This is a genomic window from Saprospiraceae bacterium (assembly GCA_016709995.1).
GTDB lineage: Bacteria > Bacteroidota > Bacteroidia > Chitinophagales > Saprospiraceae > JADJLQ01.
Genome location: JADJLQ010000003.1, coordinates 207,510 through 232,804, shown reverse-complemented (window position 1 = coordinate 232,804; position 25,295 = coordinate 207,510). Strand labels below are relative to the sequence as shown.

Genomic DNA, 25,295 nt, shown 5'->3' with positions numbered 1-25,295 from the left:
GTACCTTTTCAAATGCTACCCAGCGGACAAACTTGCAAGGTTCTTTCCGCACCACGCTCAAATCCTCATGCATTCAAAATCTTTTCCTCACGACTTCGCGACTTTGCGTCACAACGCGAATTTATTTGCCCTGTGCTCAAATCTATAGCATATTTCCTATTTGCCTATTGCTTATTGTTTATTGCCTCCCGAAGTTTCGGGATGCCTATTTGCCTATTTGCCCAAGCTACCACCTCACCGCCATAAACCTCCAATCAGGATTTAATTTCCGCATTTCAACCTCATCGTCTCGTTTGGTGAGCCCGCAGCGGAGATAATTTTGATGTAATCTTTCCAACGCTTTTTTGTCCAGTTCGATGCCTAAGCCCGGCCCTTGAGGCACAGCGACGGCACCTTGTTCAAACTTAAATCGACCACCCATAATGATTTCCTCTGACTGCCAGGGATAGTGCGTGTCGAGCGCATAAGGCATACGCGGCAATGCAGCCCCCAGGTGGACCATCGCCGCCATCGATATCCCCATATGACTATTGGAATGCATGGACAAGTCTCTACCGAAAGTATCACATATACCCGATAGTGTCATCGAAGCTCTCAGTCCGCCCCAAAAATGGTGATCACTCAATATAATATCTTCCGAACCCAATCGTATACTTCCCGGAATATCTTCAAAGGAAGTAGTACACATATTGGTAGCCAGAGGCATTTTCAAAATCTTGCGCAAAGCAGCCATATTATCCTGGCCTCTTACCGGATCTTCAAAATATTCTAATACACCCTCCATCTCATGTCCGTATTGAATGGCAGTCTCCAGTTTCCAAATGGCATTGGGATCAAAACGCAATGGGACTTCCGGACCAAATGCCTGAAATAAAGCCAGCATAGCATCCGTTTCTTCCCGCGGTGAAAAGGCACCACCCTTAAGCTTAATGGATGTAAAACCAAATTCTTTACACATCGCTATAGCCTGTGCGACCACTTCTGAAGGATTCAAGGCGCTTTTTTGACGCGCAGCGTCCCAGCCGGTTGCTGTTGGATCTGTACTATTGCCCAACTCACCGCCTGCTCCTTCGTACTTATAAAATAAATAAGCTGCAAACGGCACCGCCTCCCTCATTTTACCACCTAAAAGATCCACCACTGGCATCTCACAAACTTTACCGATGATATCCATGCAGGCTACCTCTACAGCACTGAATATATGGACAAGTTTTCGCTGATCCCATGGGGCCAGGCCTCTATCCAATGTCGATTCTACCCCAAATTTTTGAGTAAGGATCTGTTTGATTTTATTGAGATTGAATACCTCTTCTCCGATCAAAATATTTCTTGCTTCTGCTAAGGCCAGGTCGATATCTCTGTTGCCGGGTATTTCGCTGATGCCGGTGATGCCATCGTGGGTGATGATCTCCAGTACGGTTCTCAAAGCATAAGGAGCATGCACGCCTGCTGAGTTCAATAAAGGTGGGTCTACCGTGGCTATTGGCGTAATATGGATATCCTTTATTATAGGACTATTGACTACTGGGATCATGTTCTGTTAGTTTAATGCGATAAGTTTTTCCAAATATAAAACTTTCATCAGGCATTAATCACTGAACTATTACAAAGAGAGACTGCTGATCTCCATTTTTAAAGAAAGCAGGTTACATTTTATCCTAAAATTCTACAATTCATCTCCACATCTGCCATTGAAGGAAAAATGAATCTCCAATTGGTTAACGTAGTTAAAAAATTTTCATTTTTCAATTGCGAATTTGTTTGACCAATCATTCAAATACCATGTTGCAAGGTCAGACACTTTCTTCACTCACAGCCTGTATGATCGCTTTGATATAGCCATAGCAAAAAGCAAAGGATTGGCTGTTGGCATTTGGGTCGCTATGGTAGGGCACATGATCCGGCATCACCATACCATCATATCCGACATCGCGCAAGGCTCTGATACATTTGATATAATTGAGCACACCATTATCAGGATATACTTCCTGGAAATTATTGTATCCGCCTTTGATATTGCGCAGATGCACATTAAATATTTGGTTGCGATCACCTACCCACTTAATGATCGGTAATATCTCTACAGCAGGATCATTAAGCCCTTCAGCGATGGATCCGATACAAAAATTAAACCCATGATAAGGGCTGTTACTCAATTGGGCAAATCGCTTAATACCTTTAAACACATCCGGGCTATTCCATCGCATGATACCTTTGTAAGCATGGGGTATGGGAGGGTCTGCGATATGATTGGCCAGTTTGACTTTGTATTCTTCTGCTACCGGTAGGACACGCTCAAGCATATAGGATATCCTGTCGAATATCTCTTCTATCCCCACATCACCAGCGATTGTTTTTCCGCCAGGGCTTTTTAGGGCTTCCTGGTAGTTCCAGGTGCTGTACTCCGCATTTCCTCGTTTTAAATCACGAGTACGACTGGTCCTTTCTACTTTTAAAATCGTGGTATTATAATTCAATACTTTGATCCCGGTCCTGGCAGCCACGGTGATCATTTGTTGAAGGATTTCAATCTCCCGGTCTCTTTCAGGACTTTTGCCTAACATGATATTGGGATATACCTGTTTATCTATACCAGAGGAACTTAATGGCCAGTGATAAGCATCCAGGCTGATGCCATACTTCTCACAAGCTTCCTTTTTTCTAAGCGAATCCTCCAGGTCCCAGCCTTTGCCAGGGACAGTCGCAGGAGCATCCCCATCAATATGATACACCCCGCACCTGCTCTTTAACATTAGGTTTTCTTCGCTTATGCCACCTGATTGGCAACCTACCTTCATCAAGACCTTTTTTACAGGTTTGATTGATGCAGAAGCTGATGGATTAAAAACTGAAGTGCCGAAGCCCCCGGCAGCCAACGTTCTGAGAAAATTTATCCTTTTCATATCATTAGAGTTTGTACTACATTTAAGGTGAAAATCATACCTATTTCAATTTTTTAATTTTCGATAACCCACAATCACTACACCAAAGGAAAGATTTTAGCTCCAATCATAATCACAATCAGTCCTGTGAGGCCCATGATGGCCAATAAGGGTGTAATGGTTTTCAAGCCTTCTTTTTCGGTCAAATTGCTCAGCCTGCAAATAATCCAAAATCCGGAATCATTCATCCAGGGCACCAGTTTAGAGCCGCATCCTATAGCCAAGCCAATATAAACCGGGTGAAAGCCAAGATCAGTATGCAGTGCCATACCGGATAAAATGCCGGATGCTGTGATCAAAGATACGGTAGCTGATCCCTGGGCAGTGCGCACTACTGCGGCAATCAAAAATGCCAGGGGTATCAAAGCCAACTGATAACCACTCGTCAGATTGGCGATTTTAGCACTGATACCTGTTTGTTGCAACATAGCTCCAAAAGAGCCTCCAGCAGCTGTGATCAAAATAATGCCACCCCCACTCAAAATCGCCGCCTGTACAAATCCTCTCAGCACTTCATTATTGCCTTTACGTTGCCTCACCACCACCCACAGTGCTGCTATCGCCCCCAATAAGATGGCCGTATTTTTATTTCCAACAAATTTTATGATCGGCATAATATTTTGGAAAAAAAATGACTGACCAGAGAGATCTACTTTATTCAAATAAGAGCTGAAAAAAGTATCCGCTCCAATGCAAATCAATGGGATAATCAATGGCAGCAGTGACATGCCCAGTGAAGGTAGCAGGCTAAGGTCCCGGTCTGCTATGTGCTGGATATCGGAGATCTTAGCGTCGACCGAATCCCTTAATTCAATGGGCATCTTTTTATTGACCCATACAGAGAAAAAGTAACCTGCTGTGATAGTAAACATACCTACTATTACCCCACACAGCATCATCATCCCTATAGGAATCTGTAGTTCTGAGATCAGGAATAGTGGTCCGGGTGCTGGTGGTACAAGAGAATTGGCCATGGCGGCACCTGCATAGATACACATGAGGAGCAGAAGGTAGTTTTTACCAAGACGAACCGTCATTGCTTTGACCAAAGGCATCATCAAAAACATCACCGTGTCAAAGAACACTGGTATCCCAATAAAAAAACTACTCACCAGAAATGAAGCCGGCGCTTTCTCTATACCAGTCAATTGCAATATCGATCGGATAATGCGCTCGGCAGCCCCACTCTCCAGCAGGCACTTGCCTATAATAGCTGCCAAAGCAATCATGACTCCTATTTTGCCACAGGTATTTCCAAATTCGGTAGCCACTCTCTCTCCTGTATTAAGCTTAGAAAATTTTAACGCTGACTCAGGGCTCATGCCTTTTGCCAATCCAAATTGTTCAATATTGATGGTCGGAGTCAGCACAGCCACTACAAAAGCAGCCAATATCATCGCTAAAAATGGGTGAAGCTTCAATCCTATAATCCCTCCTATGACTATCACCATACCAATTAAAAGAAGCACAAAAGGATCACCCATCTTTTTTGATTAAACTTTATAAAATATTTTCTTTGTTACATCTAAAATATAAAATGATAACCATAATTAAGAATCAGACCTTAGAATTCCAGTCTCATGGATGAGCCTCTCAATACAACCCTTCCTAAAAGCAGCAACTATCCAGACCAATGGGATAGAAATTATAAATGAATAGCTTAAAATATCAACGAAGCCATTTCTCAAAGTTTGGAAGTGGACAATTAGACATACATATTGATTTTAAGCCTGGATGGAAGTTCAATGATCCTGGAAGTAATTCTTTGTGTCCGGTACATGACACTGTTGAGAGAACCTGGCGACATGTTAACTTTTTTCAACACGATTGTTATGTTCATGCTCGCGTAGCTAGGATAAGACTCCCCGATGGAAGTGTCAGACAGGTAGGCGTTCTCTGGGCTATGGAAGGAAGTAGCTTTACTTTGCTATTTGAAGCGATGAGTATGTTGTTGGTTAAAGAAGGAATGAGTCTGAGTGGTGCAGGTAGAATGGTTGATCAAGATAGTCGTGTGATAGGACGGATCATTGAACGATATGTAGATCAGGCTAAGAAAGAACAAATGTTGGAGCAGGTCGAGGTATTAGGAATTGATGAAGTAAGTATACAGAAGGGCCATCAGTATTTGAGTATTTTAAGTGATAGCAAGCGAAAAAAAGTAGTCGGTGTTGGCTTGGGAAAAGGTAAAGAAGCTGTATTGGAGGGGCTTGAAGAAATGGAAAGCAGAGGATCAAAAGCAGAAGGGGTAAAGTATGCTACCACCGATTTCTCTCCATCGTACATCTCTGCTGTTTTAGAATATATCCCAAATGCAATTCAAATTTATGATCGGTTTCACTTGGAACAACTTCTATCTAAAGCAGTGGATACAGTACGTAAACAAGAACAATCAGAAGCAACGGAACTCAAAAAAACAAAATATTTATGGCTAAGAAATGAACAGACATTAACACCAAAACAACAAGCAAAAATTTATTACTTAAGTATCTGTTTCCCCAAAATTGGAGAGGCTTATAGATTAAAGGAATTATTTAAACAGATATTTGATTATGCCGATCAGTTAGGATCAATACAAGATCTAAAAGAATGGATGAAAATTGCTGCAACATCTAAACTGGTTACAATTCAACAGTTCTTAAACGCATTACGAAGTCATTGGTCTGGAATAACTAACTACTTTAGGAAACACTTTACTAATGCATATGCAGAACAACTCAATTCAACTATTCAATTGATTAAAAGGGTGGCTAGAGGGTATAGAAATATCGATAATTACATTACTATGATCTATTTTAAACTCGGTGGCTTAAATTTTCATACCCACTAAATATGGCAAAGAACCAAATTTATTATATCTGATCGCAGTAATTTTGATAATTGCCTGGGCAATTGGTTTCCTGGGTTATCATGCAGGTGGGTTAGTACACCTATTATTGGTGATAGCGGTTATAGTCATTTTATTACGAATTATAAGAGGTGATAAAGTACTTTGAAAGATACAAATTGACAAGTTTAATCCCAGCATTAGATAACACAATACAGTGCGTAGTCTGTATTGTAAGGTTTAGTAAGATTGCAGGGGCTCAAAAGTCCCTGTAATTTCTTTTTGTTGTAAAATTCTATTTATGAAAAGTTTAGGAAAAACAATATTTATTCTCGGTCTGCTTTTTGCTCTGTTTGCAGGATTCAAATATGTCACAAAAACAAAAGTAGTGGATATCGGCCCTGTAGAGATCACCAAAGACAAAACACACCGCATGGACTGGTCACCCTACCTTGGCGTAGGATTGATGTTGATTGGAGGTGTCCTGGTTCTGCTTAGCGCTAAGCAACCATCCAATTGAATCCTTGGTTGCCAACTTTCTATCTTATACATAAGCGCACCATATCAATTAGAATCGATTGATAGTTGAATAATCCCTTGACCAAATAACGATCACCTGATTTTGATCATCGATTGTTTATTCCGATTTTAAAGATTGTATTGGATTGGCTGAGGCAGCTTTGAGTGCTTGAAAACTAACAGTTAGCAAAGTGATTAGCAGCGCTCCGATACTCGCTGCAACAAATATCCACCAGGACATATCGGTTCGATAGCTATATTTCTGAAGCCATTCGTTCATAAAATAATATGCGATTGGTGCGGCCAACAAACTAGATATTCCAACCAAGACTACGAATTCCTTACTCAATAATTGCCAAAGATTGAATACGGAGGCCCCTATTACTTTGCGTACACCTATTTCTTTTTTACGCTGTTCTGCCACAAAACTGGAAAGTCCAAACAAACCAAGACAGGAGATAAAAATCGCCAATATGGCTAATATCGAAGCCAATTTTCCCACTGTCACTTCCAATGCGAATTTTTTTCCATATTCCTGATCGACGAATTTGTATTCAAATGGAAAGGCCGGATTGTATTTGTCAAATATAGAAGCGATGGAACTTTCCACTTTACTAAAAGATACCTGGTCCTTAATCCGAAACATTATGTATCCTGCCCAATTCGGATCACATATGAAACGGGCAGCCCTCACTTTTTCATAAGGATTTTCCATAATCGAATTTTCGACTACCCCAATTACCTCCCGTCTTCGACCTCCTTTTTCTGTTAAAATATTGCCAAGTGGATCTTTTAATTGCATTAATTCTTTGGCTGCCTGATTTAAAATTACCTTGTCTGAGTCAGCATCAAAACTGAATGCATTAAAATCTCTTCCTTCCAGCAGCTGCATGCCCAGTGTTTTGAAATAATCGGGACTGACCGCAATATTTACAATGGAGACTTTGTCGTCCCCTACACTACCGGGATACTGTTCGATAACAGAATTGGAGTGTGTAGTGTAAACAGGGCTTGAAGATTTTGTAACAGATTCCACAATACCGGTGGATAACAATTCGTTTTTCAACACTTCGTAGTTTTTAATCAGATCCTCCTTCATATCTACCACGAGGACACCTGCTCCATTGTAACCAGTCGGCCTGCTTTTGGTGTATTGAATTTGCTTATAAATAGTCAGTGTACTAATAATAAGCCCGATGGATGCGACAAACTGGACCACCACCAATACCCTTCTGGGGCTGATGGCTGTGCCGGGGGATATAAATTTACCTTTTAAGGCTTTTATACTCGAAATAGATGATAAGTAAAAAGAAGGATAACTGCCGGCCATCAGACCTGTACCCAGCACCACCAGGATGACAACCATCCAAAAGCCCGGACTTTGAACAGGAATGCTAACGCCTACCTGGAGTATGGTATTAAACGCTGGCAGCAGAATCATCAAAATTAAAATTGAAACTACCATTGCAATGGAAGACATGAAAACAGCCTCTACTAAAAACTGGCCTATAAGTTGATGTCTTAGAGAACCAATGGCTTTCCTTACCCCGATTTCTTTTGCTTTCTTAATACTTTGAGCAGTACTCAGGTTCATAAAATTAATGCAGGCAAGCAATAATACCAGTATACCAATGATACCAAACATCCGCACATAAACAATGCGGCCTGCACTGGCTTCCCAATTGTCAAATTCATTATAAAGGCGCCACTGAGACATCGGGTACAGGCCTACTTCGTTCTTAGTCTCTTTATAATTTGTCTGTATTAAATTCCTTATTTTAGGCAAAACCTGATCTTTCCCGGCCCCGGCCATCAATTCCACATAAGTAATACAGGAGTAACTACCCCAATCATTTTTAGCATATTGCACCCAGGGCTCCTGGTTTTCAAAATGCTGGTAAGCCATAAAATAATCGCGCTCCCCAAAGTAGGTATCATTAGAAATATCCTCTATGATGCCGGTTATCTTTAATTCGTCTGCATTATTCCACTTCACATACTGTCCTACGACATCCTGATGGCCAAACAAATCCTGTGCCGTACCTTTTGTAAGGACTATGGCTTCCGGGTCATTTAAAGCGGTATTAGGGTCTCCTTGCAGAAATTTAAATCGGAATATTTTAAAAAAATCTTTGGATACCTCCGTACCATTTCTAATCAGTTTTTTATCCTTTACCATTAGTCCATTATTGCCACCCCAATTGACGATTGCCGAATATTTAACTTCAGGGATTTGGTCCTTGCACGCTACATACAGCGGCAAAGGAGTAGCATGCGTAGTATATTTAAATCCTGACTTGCTGTCTATTCCATTGGTAACCACGTTATAGATTTGATCCATATTGGCATGTTCTCTTCCGAAACTATATTCAAACCGGATCCACAGACCTATGAGCATAGCTACTGCCAGGCCCACTGCAAGACCTGTAATATTAATCGCTGTATACCCTCTGTTTTTTACCAGGTTCCTCCAGGCGATTTTTAAATAATTCGTAAACATATTTTTTAGATTTATGAATCAGCTTTCAGAGATTGTAGCTGATTATTGACTTTTTTGATTCAGATTTTGATTCACTTTTTATTCAATGTGCTTGTCGAAATTGAGCATAACGTATTGCGGCTGAGCCTGTCAAAGCTATTCGGTTCTTAATGCCTGTATAGGATTAGCAATGGCTGCTTTTACAGCCTGGTACCCAACAGTGACCATGGTAATGACCAGGATTAATGCAAAAGAAATAACAAAAATATACGGTCCTATCTCCACTTTATAGACAAATCCTTCCAGCCATTTATTCATAGCCCACCAGCCAAGCGGAAAAGCAATGATGACTGCTATAAGAGCCAGCTTCATAAAATCTTTAGACAATAAATACACTACCGATGATATGCTGGCACCCAATACTTTTCTTATACTCATTTCTTTTGCACGGATCTCTGCATTAAAAGTGGCCAGGCCAAACAGTCCGAGGCAAGAAATCAGGATCGCTAAACCTGCAAAATATTTTGATAAGGTGGAGACTCTTTGTTCAGCCAGGTACAATGCCTGATATCGTTCATCGAGAAATGCATAATTAAATGGATACCCGGCATTGTATTCTTTGTAAAGATTTTCAATCTGAGCCAAAGTATTTTTTTCACTACCCGACTTTATTTTTACCATAAACTGCGATGTTTCTTCGGGTGCATAACGGAAGACCATCGGCGGGATCACCTCATGAATTGATTGTAAATGAAAGTCCTTCACTACACCAACTATCGTATACGATTTGTTCCACATGGTGATTGGGGTTCCAATTGGATCTTGTAGATTCATGGCCTTGATCGCTGTTTCGTTAAATATCAGTTTATTGCTGTCAGCACCAAATTTTTCTGAGAAGCTTCGGCCTTCTTTCATTTCTATATTCAACGTTTCTAACAGCCCTATATCCACAGATCTATCAGAAAAATTGGTAACATTGTTTGCTGGTTTACCGGGCCAACTTATACCATAGGTCGTGGAATTGTCATTTGAAGATGCTACTCCACCGTTTAAGGCTGAGGCATGAATGACTCCGGGAAGCATCCGAAGTTTTTGCAGGAAGGAAGAAGCGTTTTCGACAAGATTTGCCTCACGATCAAAATATACCACATTATCTTTATCATAGCCAAGATTCATGTTTTGAATCAATTTCATTTGCTGGTAAATAACCGCCACAGCAATGATTAATAAAAGAGAGACTGCAAATTGAAATACTACCAGGCCCTTTCTGGCTAATAATTCACCCAGCGAATTTTTTAGTTTTCCTTTAAAAATGGATATCACATTAAATCCGGATAAATACAGCGCAGGATAACTACCTGACACCAGGCCGGTGAATACAGTGGCTCCGGTTAATAAAAGTAAGTTGTTTGTATTAAGATGTAATGATAAATCTTTGCCGGTGATCTCATTAAATGGTGGCAGGAATAATTGAACCATCACAACTGCAGCGAGTAATGAAAAAATACTGATCATCACAGACTCTGCCAGGAACTGACCGATCAATGCTACCCGGGTAGATCCTACTGCCTTCTTAATCCCCACCTCTTTTTGCCTTCTACTTGCTTTGGCAGTAGAAAGATTCATAAAATTGATGCAGGCGATCAATAAAATAAAAAAAGCAATGAGAGAGAATAACCTGACATACCCTATTCTGCCCCCGGCCAATACCCCGTTTTCATATTTCCCATACAGATATCCACTGGAATACGGCCTTACAAATAATGAAAATAAATTGTCTTTATGGTAAGTCTTGAGAAAGTCTTTGATTTTAGCATTAAAAGCGTCTACATTGGTCCCTGCTTTGAGCTGGAGAAAAGTATTTGTTCCTTCATTGTACCACTTGGTAAAATTGGGCACGAGTTCGAATAGCGATTCTTTTGTCATGACAAAGTCAAACTTTTGTGTGCTTTGATCAGGCACATCTGCCATGATTCCACTGACCTGTGCAGTATATTTCCTGCCTAATGCTTCCCACTCAATGCGTTTACCGATTGGATCCTCTCCGGCTTTATACATCGCTTTGGCCAGGCTGCTGGAGATTACGACAGCGTTTTTATCCTTCAACACCTCGTTAGGAAGACCTGAGTTTAATTTATAAGAAAACATATTGAAAAACTCTTGATCTGCCCACACACCGCCGGCTTTGGTCACTTTACCGTCGTCGGTTTTGAAGTTGATAGTATATCCTTCATTTACCAGGGAAAAAAAAGTGGTGGCCCGCTCGATTTCCGGCAAATCTTTAGCCATGGTTTCGGCTAAGAGCCCCTGTGTATGCGGTTTTACGAAGATCTTATCATTCTCCTTGCTGACTTCCATGACCTGATACAATTGCGCATCGTTGACATGAAATTTGTCCATACCTCTTTCGTCAGAAACCCATAAAAAGATCAGTATAGTGCAAGCAAGACCGGTAGAAAGTCCAAGCAAATTGATAAAAAAGGAACCCGAATGTCTGATAATATTTCTGAAAGCAATCAGTATGTAATGGTTGATCATGGCAATAGTTTATTCATTCCGTTTAAAGAAATCATCAACCATACCAAAAGCGCAACTCGTTGACCTTCTGCTGTTTATTCAATACGGCTATATGTTTAAGTGTACGAAAACGTACAATAAATGAATCAAAATAGAAGCAAACCAATAATGTTAGAAAAAGTAGTACCTATGGCAGTTCATTCAGTAAATAATAGATACGGAGCAATGACTAACATGCTCCTTAGTCGATAGTCTAACTTATTAGCTGCGTGCTCTATCGAATCATCAAAATGATAATACCGGGTAGAATTTGAACATTCAAGAGACCAATTACTTTGCTCCCAATTGTTTCAAATATTTCTCTGAATTTGCTTTAGTTCCGGCAGGAGGGTTTAATGAAAGTGATTTTTTAAAATTTTTTATCGCATTTTCTTTATCACCCTTTAGAGCATAAGCTTCCCCTAAGCTGTCCCAGCCATTGGCAGAGGTAGGATATTTTTGAGTATTCAGTATAAAGATTTCTACGGCTTTATCTAGTCTTTGTTCGTTTATTAGTTGGTAACCATAATTATTCAAATCGTTTTCAGTAGCAAATGGTAAAGCATCTGCCATGATTTTGTCAGCCTCTTCCTTTTTGCCTAAGGCTTTTAATAAACCAGATCGGGTGTTAAGCGTATTAAAACTTTTATTTTGCGAAACGGCCTTTTCATTCCATACCAAGGCAGTCTCCAAATTTACTTTTTCATTGAGCGCATAATGAGCGGCACTCTCGAATCCCTGCCAGCTAAATCCCGTAGGACCTTTTAATTCTTCCGCTGCATTGGCCATGACAATATCATTTACTGCGAATTCTATTTTTACAGGAAATTGTTTATTCTCCCAGTTAAGCACCAGGTCACCAGTGTTTTTGGACAGGTTGATAAAATCATACGTAAGGATTGCTGTAGCAGTATGATCTTTAACTGAAATTTTAGCATGCATCTGGTCATGCGCAGGGTCATACCAAAAACTACCCCAGGACCGATAATCTTTTGATAAAATTACTTCGCCCGTGTTATCCTGATTTATTACAAAAAACAAACCATAGATGCCTTTCGGAACCGGTTGTCCTTCTACCCTGACATCATGTGAAAATTCGATGGTCGTATTTTCATTGGCTCCAGCCCTCCAGGGAGCCGGATTTTTAGCGCCAAAATTTTGAACGTTGTAACCATAAGGCACGAGTTTACCCCAAATTTCTCTGCCTTTGACAGCGGGTCTTGAATAATTAATCTTTACTTCTGAAATACCGATGGTCTGGGAGACAGCAGCTGCAGGACTCGCCGCTCTCGGAGCCGTAATGTTTTGTCCGGTTACAAGCGATGAAAACAGGACAATTAGTGAGGTACAAAGCGCCAGGGTTGAATATTTGATTTTTACGAAAGTCATATTACATTGATTTAGGAATGTCCTGCAAATTAGTACTCCCTTCGATACAAATTATAACCCCATATGGGTGATTTTGAAACCTGCCGACTGTATCAGGATCGTCTTTTTCAAAACTGCAAAACAACTCCACTCATAAAATCCAATTTATTATTTACCTGTATATTCGTGATCTGATCACCAAAATCAGCTCTCCCGGAACCCACTGAAGTTCTCAGGTGAATGTCAGTACCCAAAGGAAATTTAAACCCTCCACCATAACGTAACATACCCTGTTTATCTTTCTGCTTGTATGAACCAAAACTGTCGATAATGGTCACATCAAATTGTCTTTTTATTTCATTGGTGTACACATAAACCAATGAATTCTTGTCAGATCCTATGACCAATCCTATAATACCACCCAAAGACCGTTGCGTATGATTTCGATATTGAACATTAATTCCTTGAGTCGGATCATCATACTCCAGGTTACCCCGGACAATTCCAAAACTTATCTCCGGTCCCAATACTAATCTTTTATTACAAACCTGAAACCGATAGCCCACATTCAAATCCAAAGTTGGGCGCGTATCCCTGGCCAGTAGATCTTTACCATTGACCAGCGAACCGCCAACGACATTTTGGAGTCCTACAGTCAGTCCGAAATACAGGCCATCAAATTTTTGTGCCAGTAAACCGGAGTCGGAAAATACTACACCAAAATAAATCAATGGACAAATTATCCTGCTTAATAACTTCATTGGTTGCAAAATTTACTTATAAGCATGTACCCTACCCTTTGCCAGACAATAATACCTTCACTCAGCCCGCAAAGAACGTACAGGGTTGAGCAAAGCGGCTCTAAATGACTGAACAAATACAATGATCATAGCTGAAAGTAGAATTACTATGCCGGTACCAATAAAAAGCCAAATATTAATATCCATCCTGTATTCAAATCCCATCAACCAACGATGGATTAAGTACCATGACAATGGAAAAGCAAAACAAATCGCCAGGCCTAGGATCCATAAAAAATCTGTAGACATCAGTCCAATAATGCTCTGTGTGGATGCTCCTAACACCTTTCTTATACCGATCTCCTTAATTCGTTGTTGAATGGTAAATGTCGCTAACCCTAATAATCCAATACAAGCTATGAATATGGCAAAAACAGAAAAAATGAGACTGACCGTTCCAATCCTTTGTTCGGATCTATAAAGCTGATTATACCGCTCGTCCATAAAATTGTATTCAAAAGGTATACCCGGAGCAAGTGATGCCCAAAGTTTACCAATCTTAAGGATGGTAGATGCTACATCCCTGGTGCCTATCCGAATGCTAATATATTGAAGCCCGCCGCCATTATAAATAGCCAAAGGCTCTATGCGGTGCTGCAAGGACATAAAATTAAAATCCTTCATGACCCCTAAAATATGATACTCTGTTATCCGGCCCTCATCTCCTGGTCTGCCCAATATTTTACCAATCACATCCACCTTGGGATGTCCAAATGACTTGGCAAGTGCTTCATTGATAACTACACCCAGGCTATCGCTTCGAATACTTTTATCAAAACTCCTTCCAGCTACTATATCAAATTCCATGGTATGGATAAAGTCCCTGTCAGCACTCCAGTTATTAGACAAAATTGAATTGTCAGCAGTTGCTACTCGTCCGGCAATAATGGCCGAAGTATTCCGATCGGTAGACGCTGGGAGAAAATTACTCACCCCACTCGATAGGATGTCAGGCAATTCAGCTAATTGATCTTTAAAAGCTGTGGCATTTTTTCCAATCAGATAAAAATTATTAATGATCAGAACCTGATCTTTATTAAATCCAAGTTTTTTGTTTTGCATAAACTTTAACTGCTGATAGATCGTGATGGATCCTATCACCAACACGATAGAGATTAAAAATTGAAAGACCACCAACCCACCTCGAATCAGACTTTTCTGTGACCTTAGGACTAACCCTTTCAGCACTTTCACTGGTTGCAGACCTGATAAATATAATGCAGGATATATTCCAGCCAGTAATCCGGTAATCACAGTAATAAAAAGGAAAGGCAGCCATATCGAAGGCTGTAAGATCATTCCAAATGAAAATGATTTGCCCGACATCTGATTAAACAAAGGCATGACTATCCACATTAAGCCCAATCCTATGAAGGCTGCCAATAGGCTTAACAATAGGCTTTCAGAAAGGAACTGAGCTGCCAACGCGCTTTTCATCGCACCTATAGCTTTGCGCACACCTACCTCACGCGCCCGCAGGGTTGCGCGTGCAGTAGAAAGGTTTATAAAATTGATACAAGCCAAAAATAAAATCACCAGTCCGATTATACTAAATGCATATACCTGCGCAATACTTCCGGCTGGCATAAATTCTTCGTCGAAATGGCTGTATAAATGTATTTTCTGCACCGGGAAGAGTTGTACGCGCGCAAAATTGCCCTGCTTAATAAATTCGTCCCAGGACATATTGAGGTATCGCTTTACTTCCAAAGTAAATTTTTCTACAAATACCTGGTTCATTTTTGCAGACAAATCATTGACCGCTACTCCATCTTTCAATAGAAAATATGTATGATAGTTCGTACTTCCCCAATCAACATCATAGCTATCCTTTTGATCTAACATAGGCAATAACATATCAAAGTGGAAATGACTATTTTTAGGTAAATCTTCTATAATTGCCCCAACCTGATACAAATTCGAATTTTCCAATAAAAGTGATTTTCCAATTGGGCTTTCCAGGCTGATACCTGTTTTATAACCAAAATATTTTTTCGCCTCAGAAACATTGATTACAATTTTACCCGACTGAGACAGCGTGTTTTTTATATTTCCTTCCAACACGTGCACTGAAAACAAATCTCCAAATGTACTATCCACACTAGCGACACTGGTTTCCCGAAATGCGTGTTCATCATAAGACACCGTATAATCACCATGCCCGGTATAGATCCTGCAGCTCGATTTTACTTCAGGAAAAATCTCCGAAAATAATGGACCTGCCGGACAGGGTACTGCACTGGTATTAGCCTCCTGGTCTCCCAGTTTGGCAATAAAATTGAGTCGGTATAATTGATCAATATTCTTGTGATATCGATCATAACTCAATTCATCCTTTACGTAAAGAAATATAAAAAATACTGCAATCAGGCCCAGCCCCAAACCGACCATATTGATGAACGAGTAGAATGGATGTTTGAGGAGATTGCGCCAGGCTGTCTTGAAATAATTGCTATACATATCTAAATTTATTGTAGAATCACCGAGTAGAATTCAGATAGATCTGAGTCTATTAGCTGATATCTGATGCTTACATATTATTCAGTTCTCAGACTTTTAATAGGATTGGCTACTGCAGCGCGAATAGCCTGGATACTCACAGTAAGCATCGCCACAGATAGGGCACTAGCCCCTGCCAGAGCAAACATCCACCATTTTATATGGATCCTATAGTAAAAATCACTTAACCAGGCATTCATTGATATCCAAATCAGCGGAATCGCGATTAAAAATGCGAGAAAAATCATTTTTACAAACTTTCCGGATAGAATCAAAATGATATCAGCTACTGACGCCCCCAATACTTTTCGTACACTTAGTTCTTTCATCCTTTGTTTAGCAGCGAAAGCAGACAAACCAAACAGTCCCAGGCAAGCCAATAAAATAGATATGCCTGAAAAAATATTAAAAACTTTGGCTACCCTGTTCTCTGCATCATATAATTTAGAAAAATCTTCGTCCATAAAATGATATTCGAAAGGCCGATGTGCGGCAAGGGTCTTCCATTTATTTCCCAAAAATGAAATAGTGCCTGCCAAGTCTGCTCCACTTATTTTAATCATCATCGTACTCCCCCAGGTGCTCGGAAATAAAACAAGAGGCTCGATGGTATTGTGAAGCGATGTAAAATGAAAATCCCGCACTACTGCTTTGACCTCACCGGGCCGACCATCGCCCAAATACATTTTTTTGCCTACAGCTTCTTCGGTAGTCCACCCCAATGCCTTGACAGCAGCTTCATTAAGTACAAAATGAAAATAATTATCCTTGTAATCTTCTTTGCTCACATCTACCATATCCTGATGATGGAGATCACTGCCGGCTATGATTTCCAATCCATTGGTTTTAATATAATCTTCGTCGATATTATTCCCCCGGGTATTGATAGACTGATCGATGGTCTGATCGCCACGACTCATCACGTATCCTCCCGGTATATGCACCGGGCTAAAATTGGCTTTAGTGACACTGAGTACATTTGGATTCGATTTTAATTCCGTTTTGATCAGATCTATCTTATCCAGCATTTTTTGGTCTATCCGAGTAATGATCACATGGTCGCGCTCATAACCAAGCTTTTTATTTTGAATATAACGCATTTGGCTTCCAATGATGGTGGTTGAAGCAATCAAAAATACAGATATCACAAATTGAAACACAATCAATGAATGTCTCAGCCAGGTGCCGGAGCTACTATTTTTAAAAGCCCCTTTTAATACTTTAATAGGTTGGAAGTCTGATAATATAAGCGCTGGATAACTACCAGCAAATAATGAAATTAATATGACGATACCTGCCATGACCAGTAAGATGCCAGGACGACCCAAATCTGAAAAATGCAATTGCTTGCCAACGAGTTCATTAAAAGAGGACAATACCAGTGCGACCAGTCCCAAGCTAATAATGCCAGCGATCATCGTAATCAAAAATGATTCACTAATAAACTGGGCAAATAATTGATATCGCATAGCGCCGGCCACTTTCCTGATACCTACTTCCCTTGCTCGTTCTATAGATCGGGCAGTGCTCAGATTAATATAAGTAAAACAAGCTATGATCAATACCAGCAGTGCTATACCGGCGATAATATAGATATACCTGATATTACTGTTAGGTACCATGGCATCATATTCTGAATATAAATGGACCCTGCAAAATGGTTCAAAAATATAATTGATATATGCCCCCGGCTCTTGGGTGTCCATCTCACCTTTCATAAAAGGGCCAATTTTTTGCTGCAATCCATCAATCGAGGAGGCATCTCTAAATAACAGATAGGTAGTATAGTTAGCCTCAAAATAGGATTCCTCCTGAGCAGGTCCCAGGGATGAAAAGGACGCTAAAAAGTCATATCTTATCTGAGAATTGGAAGGGCAATCCTCAGAAACACCTATCACGGTATAATTCATCTGATCACTTCCTACTTTTAGCACTTTTCCTATAGGATCTTCCTGACCAAAATATTTTAAGGCCGTAGATTGGGTAATCACGACTTGATACGGTTCAGTCAATACCTGCCTAATACCTCCGCGCAGCAATTGAAAATTAAATATGCTAAAAAAAGAAGAATCAGAATACACAAAACCTTCTTCATTAAACAGACGATCTTTGTACAATACTATCCTCGATGCGTCATATATCCTCACACCATCAATCACTTCAGGAAAGTTCTTTTTGAAAGAAGGCAATACTTTGGTGCTGGTAAAATTGCCACTGGTCACCTCACTACCCCCAAAACTGTACTGCATAATCACCCTGGCGATACGATCACCTTTCAGCTGAAACCTATCAAAACTTAAATCATGCTGCATATACAATACCATCAGCATCACACAGGTGAATCCCACGGAGAGTCCTATCAAATTGATAACTGAGGCGGAAAGATTTTTGGTCAAACTACGCCATGCTATTTTGTAGTAACTTCTAAGCATACACCAAGGAGGGGGAATATAGCTTTAGGGTTGCATCTCTAACATCCATTTTTCACCACTATTCAGTCTTCAAGGACCTGACAGGATTCATCATACTCGCCTTGACAGAATCCCATCCCACCGTAAACAAAGCTATGCCTATGGTGATAAACGCAGTCAGTACAAAGATCCCAATTTGGAGATCAATGCGGTATGGATAATTGGCCAACCACTTATGGGCAGCATAATAGGCCAGAGGAAAAGAAAATAAAAAAGAAACACTTACCAGCTTCAAAAAATCCTTAGTCAATAACTGTACAATACTGGCCACTGATGCCCCCAATACTTTGCGCACACCTATTTCTTTGTTCCTTTTCTCTGTCGAAAGTGATGCTAGACCAAATAATCCTATGCAGGAAATAAAAATGGTAAGTATGGAACTATAAAGGATGATTTGTTTCCACTTTGCCTCCGAAGCATACTTAGTGCGATTTTCAGCATCCATAAAACGATAAGAATAGGCATTGATTGGGAATATGGATTTATAGGTATCAGCTATGTATTTTAAGCTCAAGGTCTCTGACCCAGGTTTGATCTTAATATTGGCCATTCCATACCTGTTACCCGCTCTCATAGTAAATAGTTGGGGCTTTATCTTTTGAGAGAGGTCACTAAAATGATAATCTTTGACCACCCCAACCACAGAATATTTTTCATTTCTATACCAAAAATCCACAATTTGATTTAATGGATCTTTCCAACCAGCTTCCTTTACAAAAGATTCGTTAACCAACACTGAATGCGAAGAATCAGAAGGGAAATTGCGATCAAAATTTCTACCCTCTATTACCTGTAATTTAAACATGGGAACATAATCTTCATCAACTGTTTCATATTTAATTTCAATTTTTTGTTCCCCATTCACTTTCGCTACAGTCTCCCAAAATCCACCATTTTTCAGTCCAACGGACTCAATGATGGGATGCTTCAAAAGTTCTTGTTTGAATACATTTGCTTTTTCTCGTGACATACTCCCGTTGACCATGACCACATTTTTATCATCGTAACCCAGATTGGTATTCACCAGGTATTTAAATTGAAGATAGATCACGATAGTCCCGATGATTAAAAATGACGCCAGACCAAATTGTAATATGACCAGGCTTTTTTGAAGCAAAAAATTTCCAGCCAGTTTAAATCTTCCATATAAAGTATCCACCGGGCTAAATCCACTCATCATGACGGCAGGATAAAACCCTGCGATCAATCCAGTGATAAAAAACATTAAAATATATAGACCTACCAATTTAAAATCCATCAAATAACTGAATGAAAGCGCTTTGTTGGCCAGGTGATTAAATGTAGGCAATAAAGCGACAGCCAACAATATGGCCAAGCCAAATGCGATGAAACAAAGTAAAAATGACTCTCCCATGAACTGCCACATCAACTGGCCTCTATCAGATCCAATGACCTTTCTGACTCCGATCTCTTTGGCCCTTTTTAAAGATCGGGCAATAGATAGGTTGATAAAATTGATGCAGGCTATCAACAATATGAAGATGGCTATACCTGAGAGAATATAGGAATACATAGGGTTACTATCATCTACTAAACCATTGCTGGCTCCGAACTCCCTGCTAAGATGCATGTCTGTGACAGGCTGTAAAAAATAGCCAGCTGTTTCATTGATGCCATATTCTTCCATCATTTTTTCTTGAGCTACTTTGGACTCAGATTCATAGACTTGCTTCATTTTGGCTTCTACAGTTTTAATATTGGCTCCCGGAATCAGTGTAACAAACGAGTTCTGAAAAAAATTGAACCAATTTTCATCATTTTGTAATTCAGCCGTAGATACCGTCTTTTTCATCAAAAAATCAAATTTGATACTAGAGTTTTGAGGGCATTTCCGACTCACAGCAGAAATCGAGTATGGCATAAATTGATCATCTACTTTCACTTCCAGCGTTTTGCCTACCACATCAGTAGAATTAAAGAATTTCTTTGCCATTTCTTCTGAGACTACAATAGATTTCGGAGCTTGAAGACAAGTAGCAGCATCTCCAGCCCGAAGTGGAAATGAGAAAACATTAAAAAAATTAGAATCCACTGATAAATTTTCATAGCTATTTATTTCCATCCCATGCCGGATATCCACTGACTCACTTTGAATCCTGACAAAAGATTTCATTTCAGGTATACTATTTGCAAATCTCGGACCTTGGAGATCTCCCGTGTTGCCATCAGTACTTTTTAAACTCCCATCCGGGTTATACCATCTGGTTACGATCCGATATAGTTCATTATTCACATGAAAGCGGTCATAGCTCAACTCATCCTTGGCATACAAAATGATAAGTATAGCGCAAGCCAGGCCAAGCATGAGTCCGGCAATATTGATAAATGAAAAAACCTTGTTTTTCCAAAGATTTCGTATCGCGATGGTGATATAATTTTTAAGCATAATTGCCAGTTTTTAAAATTGAGCTTGTTGAATTGTTGTAGTAGAGATTGTCGAAGTTATTCAGTTCTTAAAGATTTAATCGGATTGGCCACAGCTGCCTTGATAGTCTGAAAGCTCACCGTGGCAAAAGCTATGAATAATGAGGTCAAACCAGCCAGGAAAAACATCCACCAATCCATACTGACCTGATATGCAAAGCTCATAAGCCATTGACGCATCAGCATGTATCCAACAGGAAGTGCGATAAAAATCGAAATACCTACCAGCTTTAAAAAATCTTTTGACAACATACCAACCAATCCTGGCACGCCGGCACCTAATACCTTCCGAACACCGATTTCCTTTACTTTTTGTTCTGTAGAAAATGCGGCCAGACCGAATAATCCGAGACACGCGACGAAGATACCTATTACAGTAAATGCCTTGACGACCTGGCCCGATTTGGTTTCCTTTTCATAATTTTTCTGAAAGTCTTGATCAAGGAAAGAATACTCAAAAGGGGAGTTGGGATTGATTCCGCTCCAAATCGTTTTTACCTGAGAGATTAATTTTGAAAAATCCCGGGTATTGATATTCACGATCATATAACTACTGGGTGAGCCAAAAAAGGGTGAAATAGTCAGACCGATCGGCTTGATGGTTGTGTGCAAGCTTTGATAGTTATAATCTTTCATGACGCCGAGGATATTCATTTCCACGATCTCATTGTGAAAATCATAGGTGGCCTTCTTGCCTACTGCTGTCTCAGGAGTGTAACCCAAATTTTTGACAGCGGTTTCATTTAAAACCAATCCAAGAGTGTCATTAGAAAATTCTTTAGAGAAAGCACGACCATAAAGAAGTGTAAATCCCAGCGTTTTAAAATAACCTTCATCCACATTGACCATCTGAATGTCTACATTGTCCTCTATTGTCTTGCCTTCACCATAAAACAACATATCCTGCAGTTGTTCAATGCCAGGATATGCAGCTCCACGACCGATAGATTGTACTACCGGGTTGCTTTCAATAGCTACACGAAGGGACTGGTAGCTGCGATCCGACTCTTGAGTCTGTAGCGGAAGAATTAATTTTTGCGATTTATCGAATCCAAGCGAGTAATTGCTGAGATACCTCATTTGACCGTTGATAAGGATCGCACTAAATATTAATACAGTGGAAATAAAAAATTGAAATACGATTAATCCTTTACGGATGGCGACCACTGAAAAGTTGTTTTTAATTTTACCTTTCAACACTGCTATTGGTTTGAAAGAGGCAAGATAAACAGCGGGGTAAAGCCCTGCCAGCACACCAGTGATTAATGCTAATCCTATAATAACCGCCACCAATCGAGGGTCGTCCAATACAGAAAGATTCTTTTTGGTCCAATGATTAAATAGAGGGGTAACCAATGTAATCAGGATCAAAGTAAGGAACATGGACACGCAGCTCAAAATCACTGATTCACTTAAAAACTGGGCAATGAGATCACTTTTATAGGCACCAACCACCTTGCGCATCCCTACCTCAGCAGCTCGCTTTTCACTGCGGGCAGTACTTAGATTCATAAAATTTATACAGGCCAAAAGCAAAATAAAAAATGCAATGGAAGAAAATACATAGAGATATTTAATATTGCCATTTGGCGCTATTTCAAATGCATAATTAGAATGCAAATAAATATCTTTCATTGGTTGCACTATTAAAGTTTTGGTAAATCCCATCGCTTTCATATCTTCTCCCATATTGCGATCTACAAACGCTGGCAATTTCCGTTCAAATGTGTGATGATCCGTATTAGCTTTGAGTTTATAATAAGTTACAAACAGATTGTTACTGGCCCAATTGGTTTGATTTTTGGCCCAATCACCAATATCGCCATTATTCATACTCAGAAAGACATGGGCAGGAATATGCGATTTGGCCGAAGTCGTCTTAATTACACCTTTTATAGTATAATCAAATGCTCCAAAAGAAAGCCCCACATTGATAACCTTACCTACCGGATCAAAGGGCCCAAATAATTTCTCTGCTACTTCTTCCTGCAAGATGATAACATTGGGCGCATTTAAAGCCGTTCTTATATCTCCATACTTAAATTCATAAGAAAATAAATCAAAGAAAGTAGAGTCTATGTAGTAACAATTAGTTTCATAAAAGGCATTTTGGGTAGCTGGATTTTTCAACAGCATTTTTTCATTGCCTGGAAACCGGAGCAAACGTGTCACCTCCTCCACTTCCGGAAAATCATTTTTTAAACCCATTGCGGTAGGTGCCGAAGAACCTACAAACTTATCACCTTTGACCTGAGAAATGATGCGGTAGGTGCGCTCTCCGTCCTTATGGTGCCGATCATAGCTGTTTTCATCTATCACGTACATCAGGATCAGGACACACGCTGTCAACCCAATAGCGAGTCCAGTAATATTGATAAACGTAAACCCCTTGTTTTTGAGGATATTTCTCCAGGCGATTTTGAAATAATTTCTAAACATATTTATCTTCTTAATTAGTCATATCAATCGTCCACTCAAGGAATAATTTTAAATTTTAAAAAGGATTTTAGCGGTCCGTGAATAGTGAGAGATCATGGCACTTATAATAATATCATTAAACGTACCACGTGATTTAAATATTGACAATCAATGTGTTAAGTCATAAGTACCAATTTAAAGTGTTCGTTTTTGATACAAATTTGTTCAAAAATGATCCATCTGATTGGTGAATACAAATCATGGCACTGCTTTTGAAAGGTCAAACTTATGTTCAATCTAAAATGGATATTTTCTTTATGAAAGGAAACCTCATCTATCAAACAACCATTTATCATGCTCATACTTCACACGATATATGTCAACAATCTTCCGGCATTTACCTGATCAAATTGTAAATGGGGTCTGGTAAATTCACAAAAAAAATAATTAAAGCATAAAAATAATTTTCGTCCTATCTTAGTTTTTTGATTGGACAAATGGCAGTCGTAAAATTTACCAAGGCATTAAAGCGATTTTTCCCAACTTTAGGTGAGCATAGTACCGAAAGGCGTTCTTTGCCGGAGGTATTACATGAAATAAATTTAAAATATCCCGGGATCCAGACATATATTGTAGATGAACAAGGCAGCCTTCGCAAACATGTGAACATATTTATCAATGGTGATATGATCGATGATCGGGCGAAATTGGCCGATCGGTTTGAGCCGGATAGCGAGATTTACATCGTTCAGGCACTATCCGGAGGCTAAAAAATTTATTTCATTTTTAATCTTAATAATATTTATCCAGGATGAAACAGACCATATTATTGGGCACACGCAAAGGATTTATTGCGTATAATAGAATTGGGGGACAATGGAAATTGGAAAATTTTTCATTTGAAGGAATACCGGTATCCATAGCCTACGCAGACGAAAGAAATAATACCTGGTGGGCTTGTCTAGACCATGGCCATTGGGGAGTCAAACTGCATCGCTCCTTCGATAGAGGTGTTACCTGGGAAGAAGTCACTGCACCAGCTTATGCAGAAGGAGAAGAAGTCAAAGACGGAGTACCGGCGACTACTAAATATATATGGGCCATGAATCATGGTGGCTCCAACCATCCTGATCGGTTATGGCTGGGAACAGACCCGGGCGGCTTATTCGTCAGTAATGATGCAGGTAATAGTTTTCATTTAAATAATTCACTCTGGATGCATCCTACCCGCAAAACCGGTTGGTTTGGAGGGGGCAGAGACAATCCTGGCATACATTCTATAGTACTCGATCCTCGCGATAGTGATCATCTATTCATTGGTATTAGTTGCGCAGGTGTGTTTGAGACGCTGGACGGTGGCGTAACCTGGATCATCAGAAATAAAGGCCTTAAAGCAGAGTTTTTACCAAACCCGGAACAAGAAACAGGTCATGACCCTCATATATTGGTTGCTGCCCCTTCTAACCCGGACATATTATGGCAACAAAACCATTGCGGAATTTTCAGATCAATTGATGGTGGCAAACAATGGCATAATGTAGGTGAAAAAAATGGTCCTGCTAATTTTGGTTTTGCGATTGCGGTAGCAGATGACAATCCTGACCAGGCCTGGGTAGCTCCGGCAACAAGCGATGGAAACCGAATAGCTATTGATGGTGCGTTGTGTATCTGCCGTACGGATGATGGAGGTCAGACATGGCATCAGCAACGAAATGGCCTTCCACAGTCCGGATGTTTTGATATTGTGTATCGGCATGCGCTCGCTACTTCCGGTGATGGACTTGCCTTTGGTACAACTACGGGAAACCTATTTTTCTCAGGTGATAGAGGCGAATCCTGGGAGACCATTAGTCATTTTCTTCCGATGATTCATTCTGTACAGTTCGTCAAGTAAAAAGGTAACTTCTGCCGATTCCAATTATTTTACAAAGAGAATACTATCCACACCCTTCATGGTCGATTTACAGGCTTCCT

The 25,295-nt window shown here is 40.0% G+C and carries 16 protein-coding genes; 5 read left to right on the top strand and 11 right to left on the bottom strand.

Annotation, left to right across the window (positions count from 1 at the left end):
- Window positions 1–226: 226 nt before the first annotated feature.
- From IPJ09_20095 to IPJ09_20085, 3 genes are all read right to left on the bottom strand, one after another.
- Window positions 227–1,534: a glucarate dehydratase gene (locus IPJ09_20095; protein ID MBK7373693.1), complete on the bottom strand. Its 1,308-nt coding sequence runs from the start codon at window positions 1,532–1,534 to the stop codon at window positions 227–229.
- A gap of 259 nt (window positions 1,535–1,793) precedes the next feature.
- Entirely contained in the window at window positions 1,794–2,903 is a 1,110-nt protein-coding gene (locus IPJ09_20090) for a mannonate dehydratase (GenBank protein ID MBK7373692.1), read from the bottom strand.
- 77 nt (window positions 2,904–2,980) lie between these two features.
- The gene (locus IPJ09_20085) at window positions 2,981–4,426 is read right to left on the bottom strand and encodes a GntP family permease (GenBank protein ID MBK7373691.1); all 1,446 of its coding nucleotides are present in this window, start codon (window positions 4,424–4,426) and stop codon (window positions 2,981–2,983) included.
- A 167-nt stretch (window positions 4,427–4,593) separates the two neighbouring features.
- Between IPJ09_20085 and IPJ09_20080 the strand changes: the two genes are divergently transcribed.
- The 3 genes from IPJ09_20080 (at window position 4,594) to IPJ09_20070 (ending at window position 6,286) form a co-directional block, all read left to right on the top strand.
- A complete protein-coding gene (locus IPJ09_20080) occupies window positions 4,594–5,769 on the top strand; it encodes an ISL3 family transposase (GenBank protein ID MBK7373690.1) in 1,176 nt (391 codons plus the stop codon).
- Entirely contained in the window at window positions 5,759–5,935 is a 177-nt protein-coding gene (locus IPJ09_20075) for a lmo0937 family membrane protein (protein MBK7373689.1), read from the top strand. Before IPJ09_20080 ends, IPJ09_20075 begins: the two co-directional genes overlap by 11 nt.
- A gap of 132 nt (window positions 5,936–6,067) precedes the next feature.
- Window positions 6,068–6,286, top strand: coding sequence for a hypothetical protein (locus tag IPJ09_20070; GenBank protein ID MBK7373688.1), 219 nt, complete (start codon window positions 6,068–6,070; stop codon window positions 6,284–6,286).
- Window positions 6,287–6,403: 117 nt separating this feature from the next.
- On the opposite strand, the gene IPJ09_20065 is transcribed toward IPJ09_20070, so the two are convergent.
- From IPJ09_20065 to IPJ09_20030, 8 genes are all read right to left on the bottom strand, one after another.
- A complete protein-coding gene (locus tag IPJ09_20065; GenBank protein ID MBK7373687.1) occupies window positions 6,404–8,785 on the bottom strand; it encodes an ABC transporter permease in 2,382 nt (793 codons plus the stop codon).
- Between the two features lie 135 nt (window positions 8,786–8,920).
- Window positions 8,921–11,302, bottom strand: coding sequence for an ABC transporter permease (locus IPJ09_20060; protein ID MBK7373686.1), 2,382 nt, complete (start codon window positions 11,300–11,302; stop codon window positions 8,921–8,923).
- Between the two features lie 309 nt (window positions 11,303–11,611).
- A complete protein-coding gene (locus IPJ09_20055) occupies window positions 11,612–12,709 on the bottom strand; it encodes a DUF2911 domain-containing protein (protein ID MBK7373685.1) in 1,098 nt (365 codons plus the stop codon).
- A gap of 107 nt (window positions 12,710–12,816) precedes the next feature.
- Entirely contained in the window at window positions 12,817–13,449 is a 633-nt protein-coding gene (locus IPJ09_20050; protein MBK7373684.1) for a hypothetical protein, read from the bottom strand.
- A gap of 57 nt (window positions 13,450–13,506) precedes the next feature.
- Window positions 13,507–15,948 carry an ABC transporter permease gene (locus tag IPJ09_20045; protein MBK7373683.1) on the bottom strand — a complete coding sequence of 814 codons (2,442 nt, stop codon included), beginning with the start codon at window positions 15,946–15,948 and terminating at the stop codon, window positions 13,507–13,509.
- A gap of 77 nt (window positions 15,949–16,025) precedes the next feature.
- Window positions 16,026–18,419 (bottom strand): ABC transporter permease, encoded by a 2,394-nt coding sequence (locus IPJ09_20040; GenBank protein MBK7373682.1) that lies wholly within the window; start codon window positions 18,417–18,419, stop codon window positions 16,026–16,028.
- A 58-nt stretch (window positions 18,420–18,477) separates the two neighbouring features.
- A complete protein-coding gene (locus IPJ09_20035; protein ID MBK7373681.1) occupies window positions 18,478–20,865 on the bottom strand; it encodes an ABC transporter permease in 2,388 nt (795 codons plus the stop codon).
- A gap of 56 nt (window positions 20,866–20,921) precedes the next feature.
- Window positions 20,922–23,342, bottom strand: coding sequence for an ABC transporter permease (locus IPJ09_20030; GenBank protein MBK7373680.1), 2,421 nt, complete (start codon window positions 23,340–23,342; stop codon window positions 20,922–20,924).
- A gap of 476 nt (window positions 23,343–23,818) precedes the next feature.
- On the opposite strand from IPJ09_20030, the gene IPJ09_20025 reads away from it, so the two are divergent.
- Both IPJ09_20025 and IPJ09_20020 read left to right on the top strand, forming a co-directional pair.
- A complete protein-coding gene (locus IPJ09_20025) occupies window positions 23,819–24,091 on the top strand; it encodes a MoaD/ThiS family protein (protein ID MBK7373679.1) in 273 nt (90 codons plus the stop codon).
- 41 nt (window positions 24,092–24,132) lie between these two features.
- Complete coding sequence (locus IPJ09_20020) at window positions 24,133–25,215, top strand: exo-alpha-sialidase (GenBank protein MBK7373678.1); 1,083 nt, start codon at window positions 24,133–24,135, stop codon at window positions 25,213–25,215.
- Window positions 25,216–25,295 lie beyond the last annotated feature (80 nt).

Bases quoted from the DNA above. Each gene is read 5' to 3' on its own strand.
- IPJ09_20070 (MBK7373688.1), top strand. From the start codon at position 6,068: ATGAAAAGTTTAGGAAAAACAATATTTATTCTCGGTCTGCTTTTTGCT.
- IPJ09_20065 (MBK7373687.1), bottom strand. From the start codon at position 8,785: ATGTTTACGAATTATTTAAAAATCGCCTGGAGGAACCTGGTAAAAAAC.
- IPJ09_20090 (MBK7373692.1), bottom strand. From the start codon at position 2,903: ATGAAAAGGATAAATTTTCTCAGAACGTTGGCTGCCGGGGGCTTCGGC.
- IPJ09_20080 (MBK7373690.1), top strand. From the start codon at position 4,594: ATGAATAGCTTAAAATATCAACGAAGCCATTTCTCAAAGTTTGGAAGT.
- IPJ09_20045 (MBK7373683.1), bottom strand. From the start codon at position 15,948: ATGTATAGCAATTATTTCAAGACAGCCTGGCGCAATCTCCTCAAACAT.
- IPJ09_20085 (MBK7373691.1), bottom strand. From the start codon at position 4,426: ATGGGTGATCCTTTTGTGCTTCTTTTAATTGGTATGGTGATAGTCATA.
- IPJ09_20025 (MBK7373679.1), top strand. From the start codon at position 23,819: ATGGCAGTCGTAAAATTTACCAAGGCATTAAAGCGATTTTTCCCAACT.
- IPJ09_20050 (MBK7373684.1), bottom strand. From the start codon at position 13,449: ATGAAGTTATTAAGCAGGATAATTTGTCCATTGATTTATTTTGGTGTA.
- IPJ09_20055 (MBK7373685.1), bottom strand. From the start codon at position 12,709: ATGACTTTCGTAAAAATCAAATATTCAACCCTGGCGCTTTGTACCTCA.
- IPJ09_20035 (MBK7373681.1), bottom strand. From the start codon at position 20,865: ATGCTTAAAAATTATATCACCATCGCGATACGAAATCTTTGGAAAAAC.
- IPJ09_20095 (MBK7373693.1), bottom strand. From the start codon at position 1,534: ATGATCCCAGTAGTCAATAGTCCTATAATAAAGGATATCCATATTACG.
- IPJ09_20030 (MBK7373680.1), bottom strand. From the start codon at position 23,342: ATGTTTAGAAATTATTTCAAAATCGCCTGGAGAAATATCCTCAAAAAC.
- IPJ09_20020 (MBK7373678.1), top strand. From the start codon at position 24,133: ATGAAACAGACCATATTATTGGGCACACGCAAAGGATTTATTGCGTAT.
- IPJ09_20060 (MBK7373686.1), bottom strand. From the start codon at position 11,302: ATGATCAACCATTACATACTGATTGCTTTCAGAAATATTATCAGACAT.
- IPJ09_20040 (MBK7373682.1), bottom strand. From the start codon at position 18,419: ATGCTTAGAAGTTACTACAAAATAGCATGGCGTAGTTTGACCAAAAAT.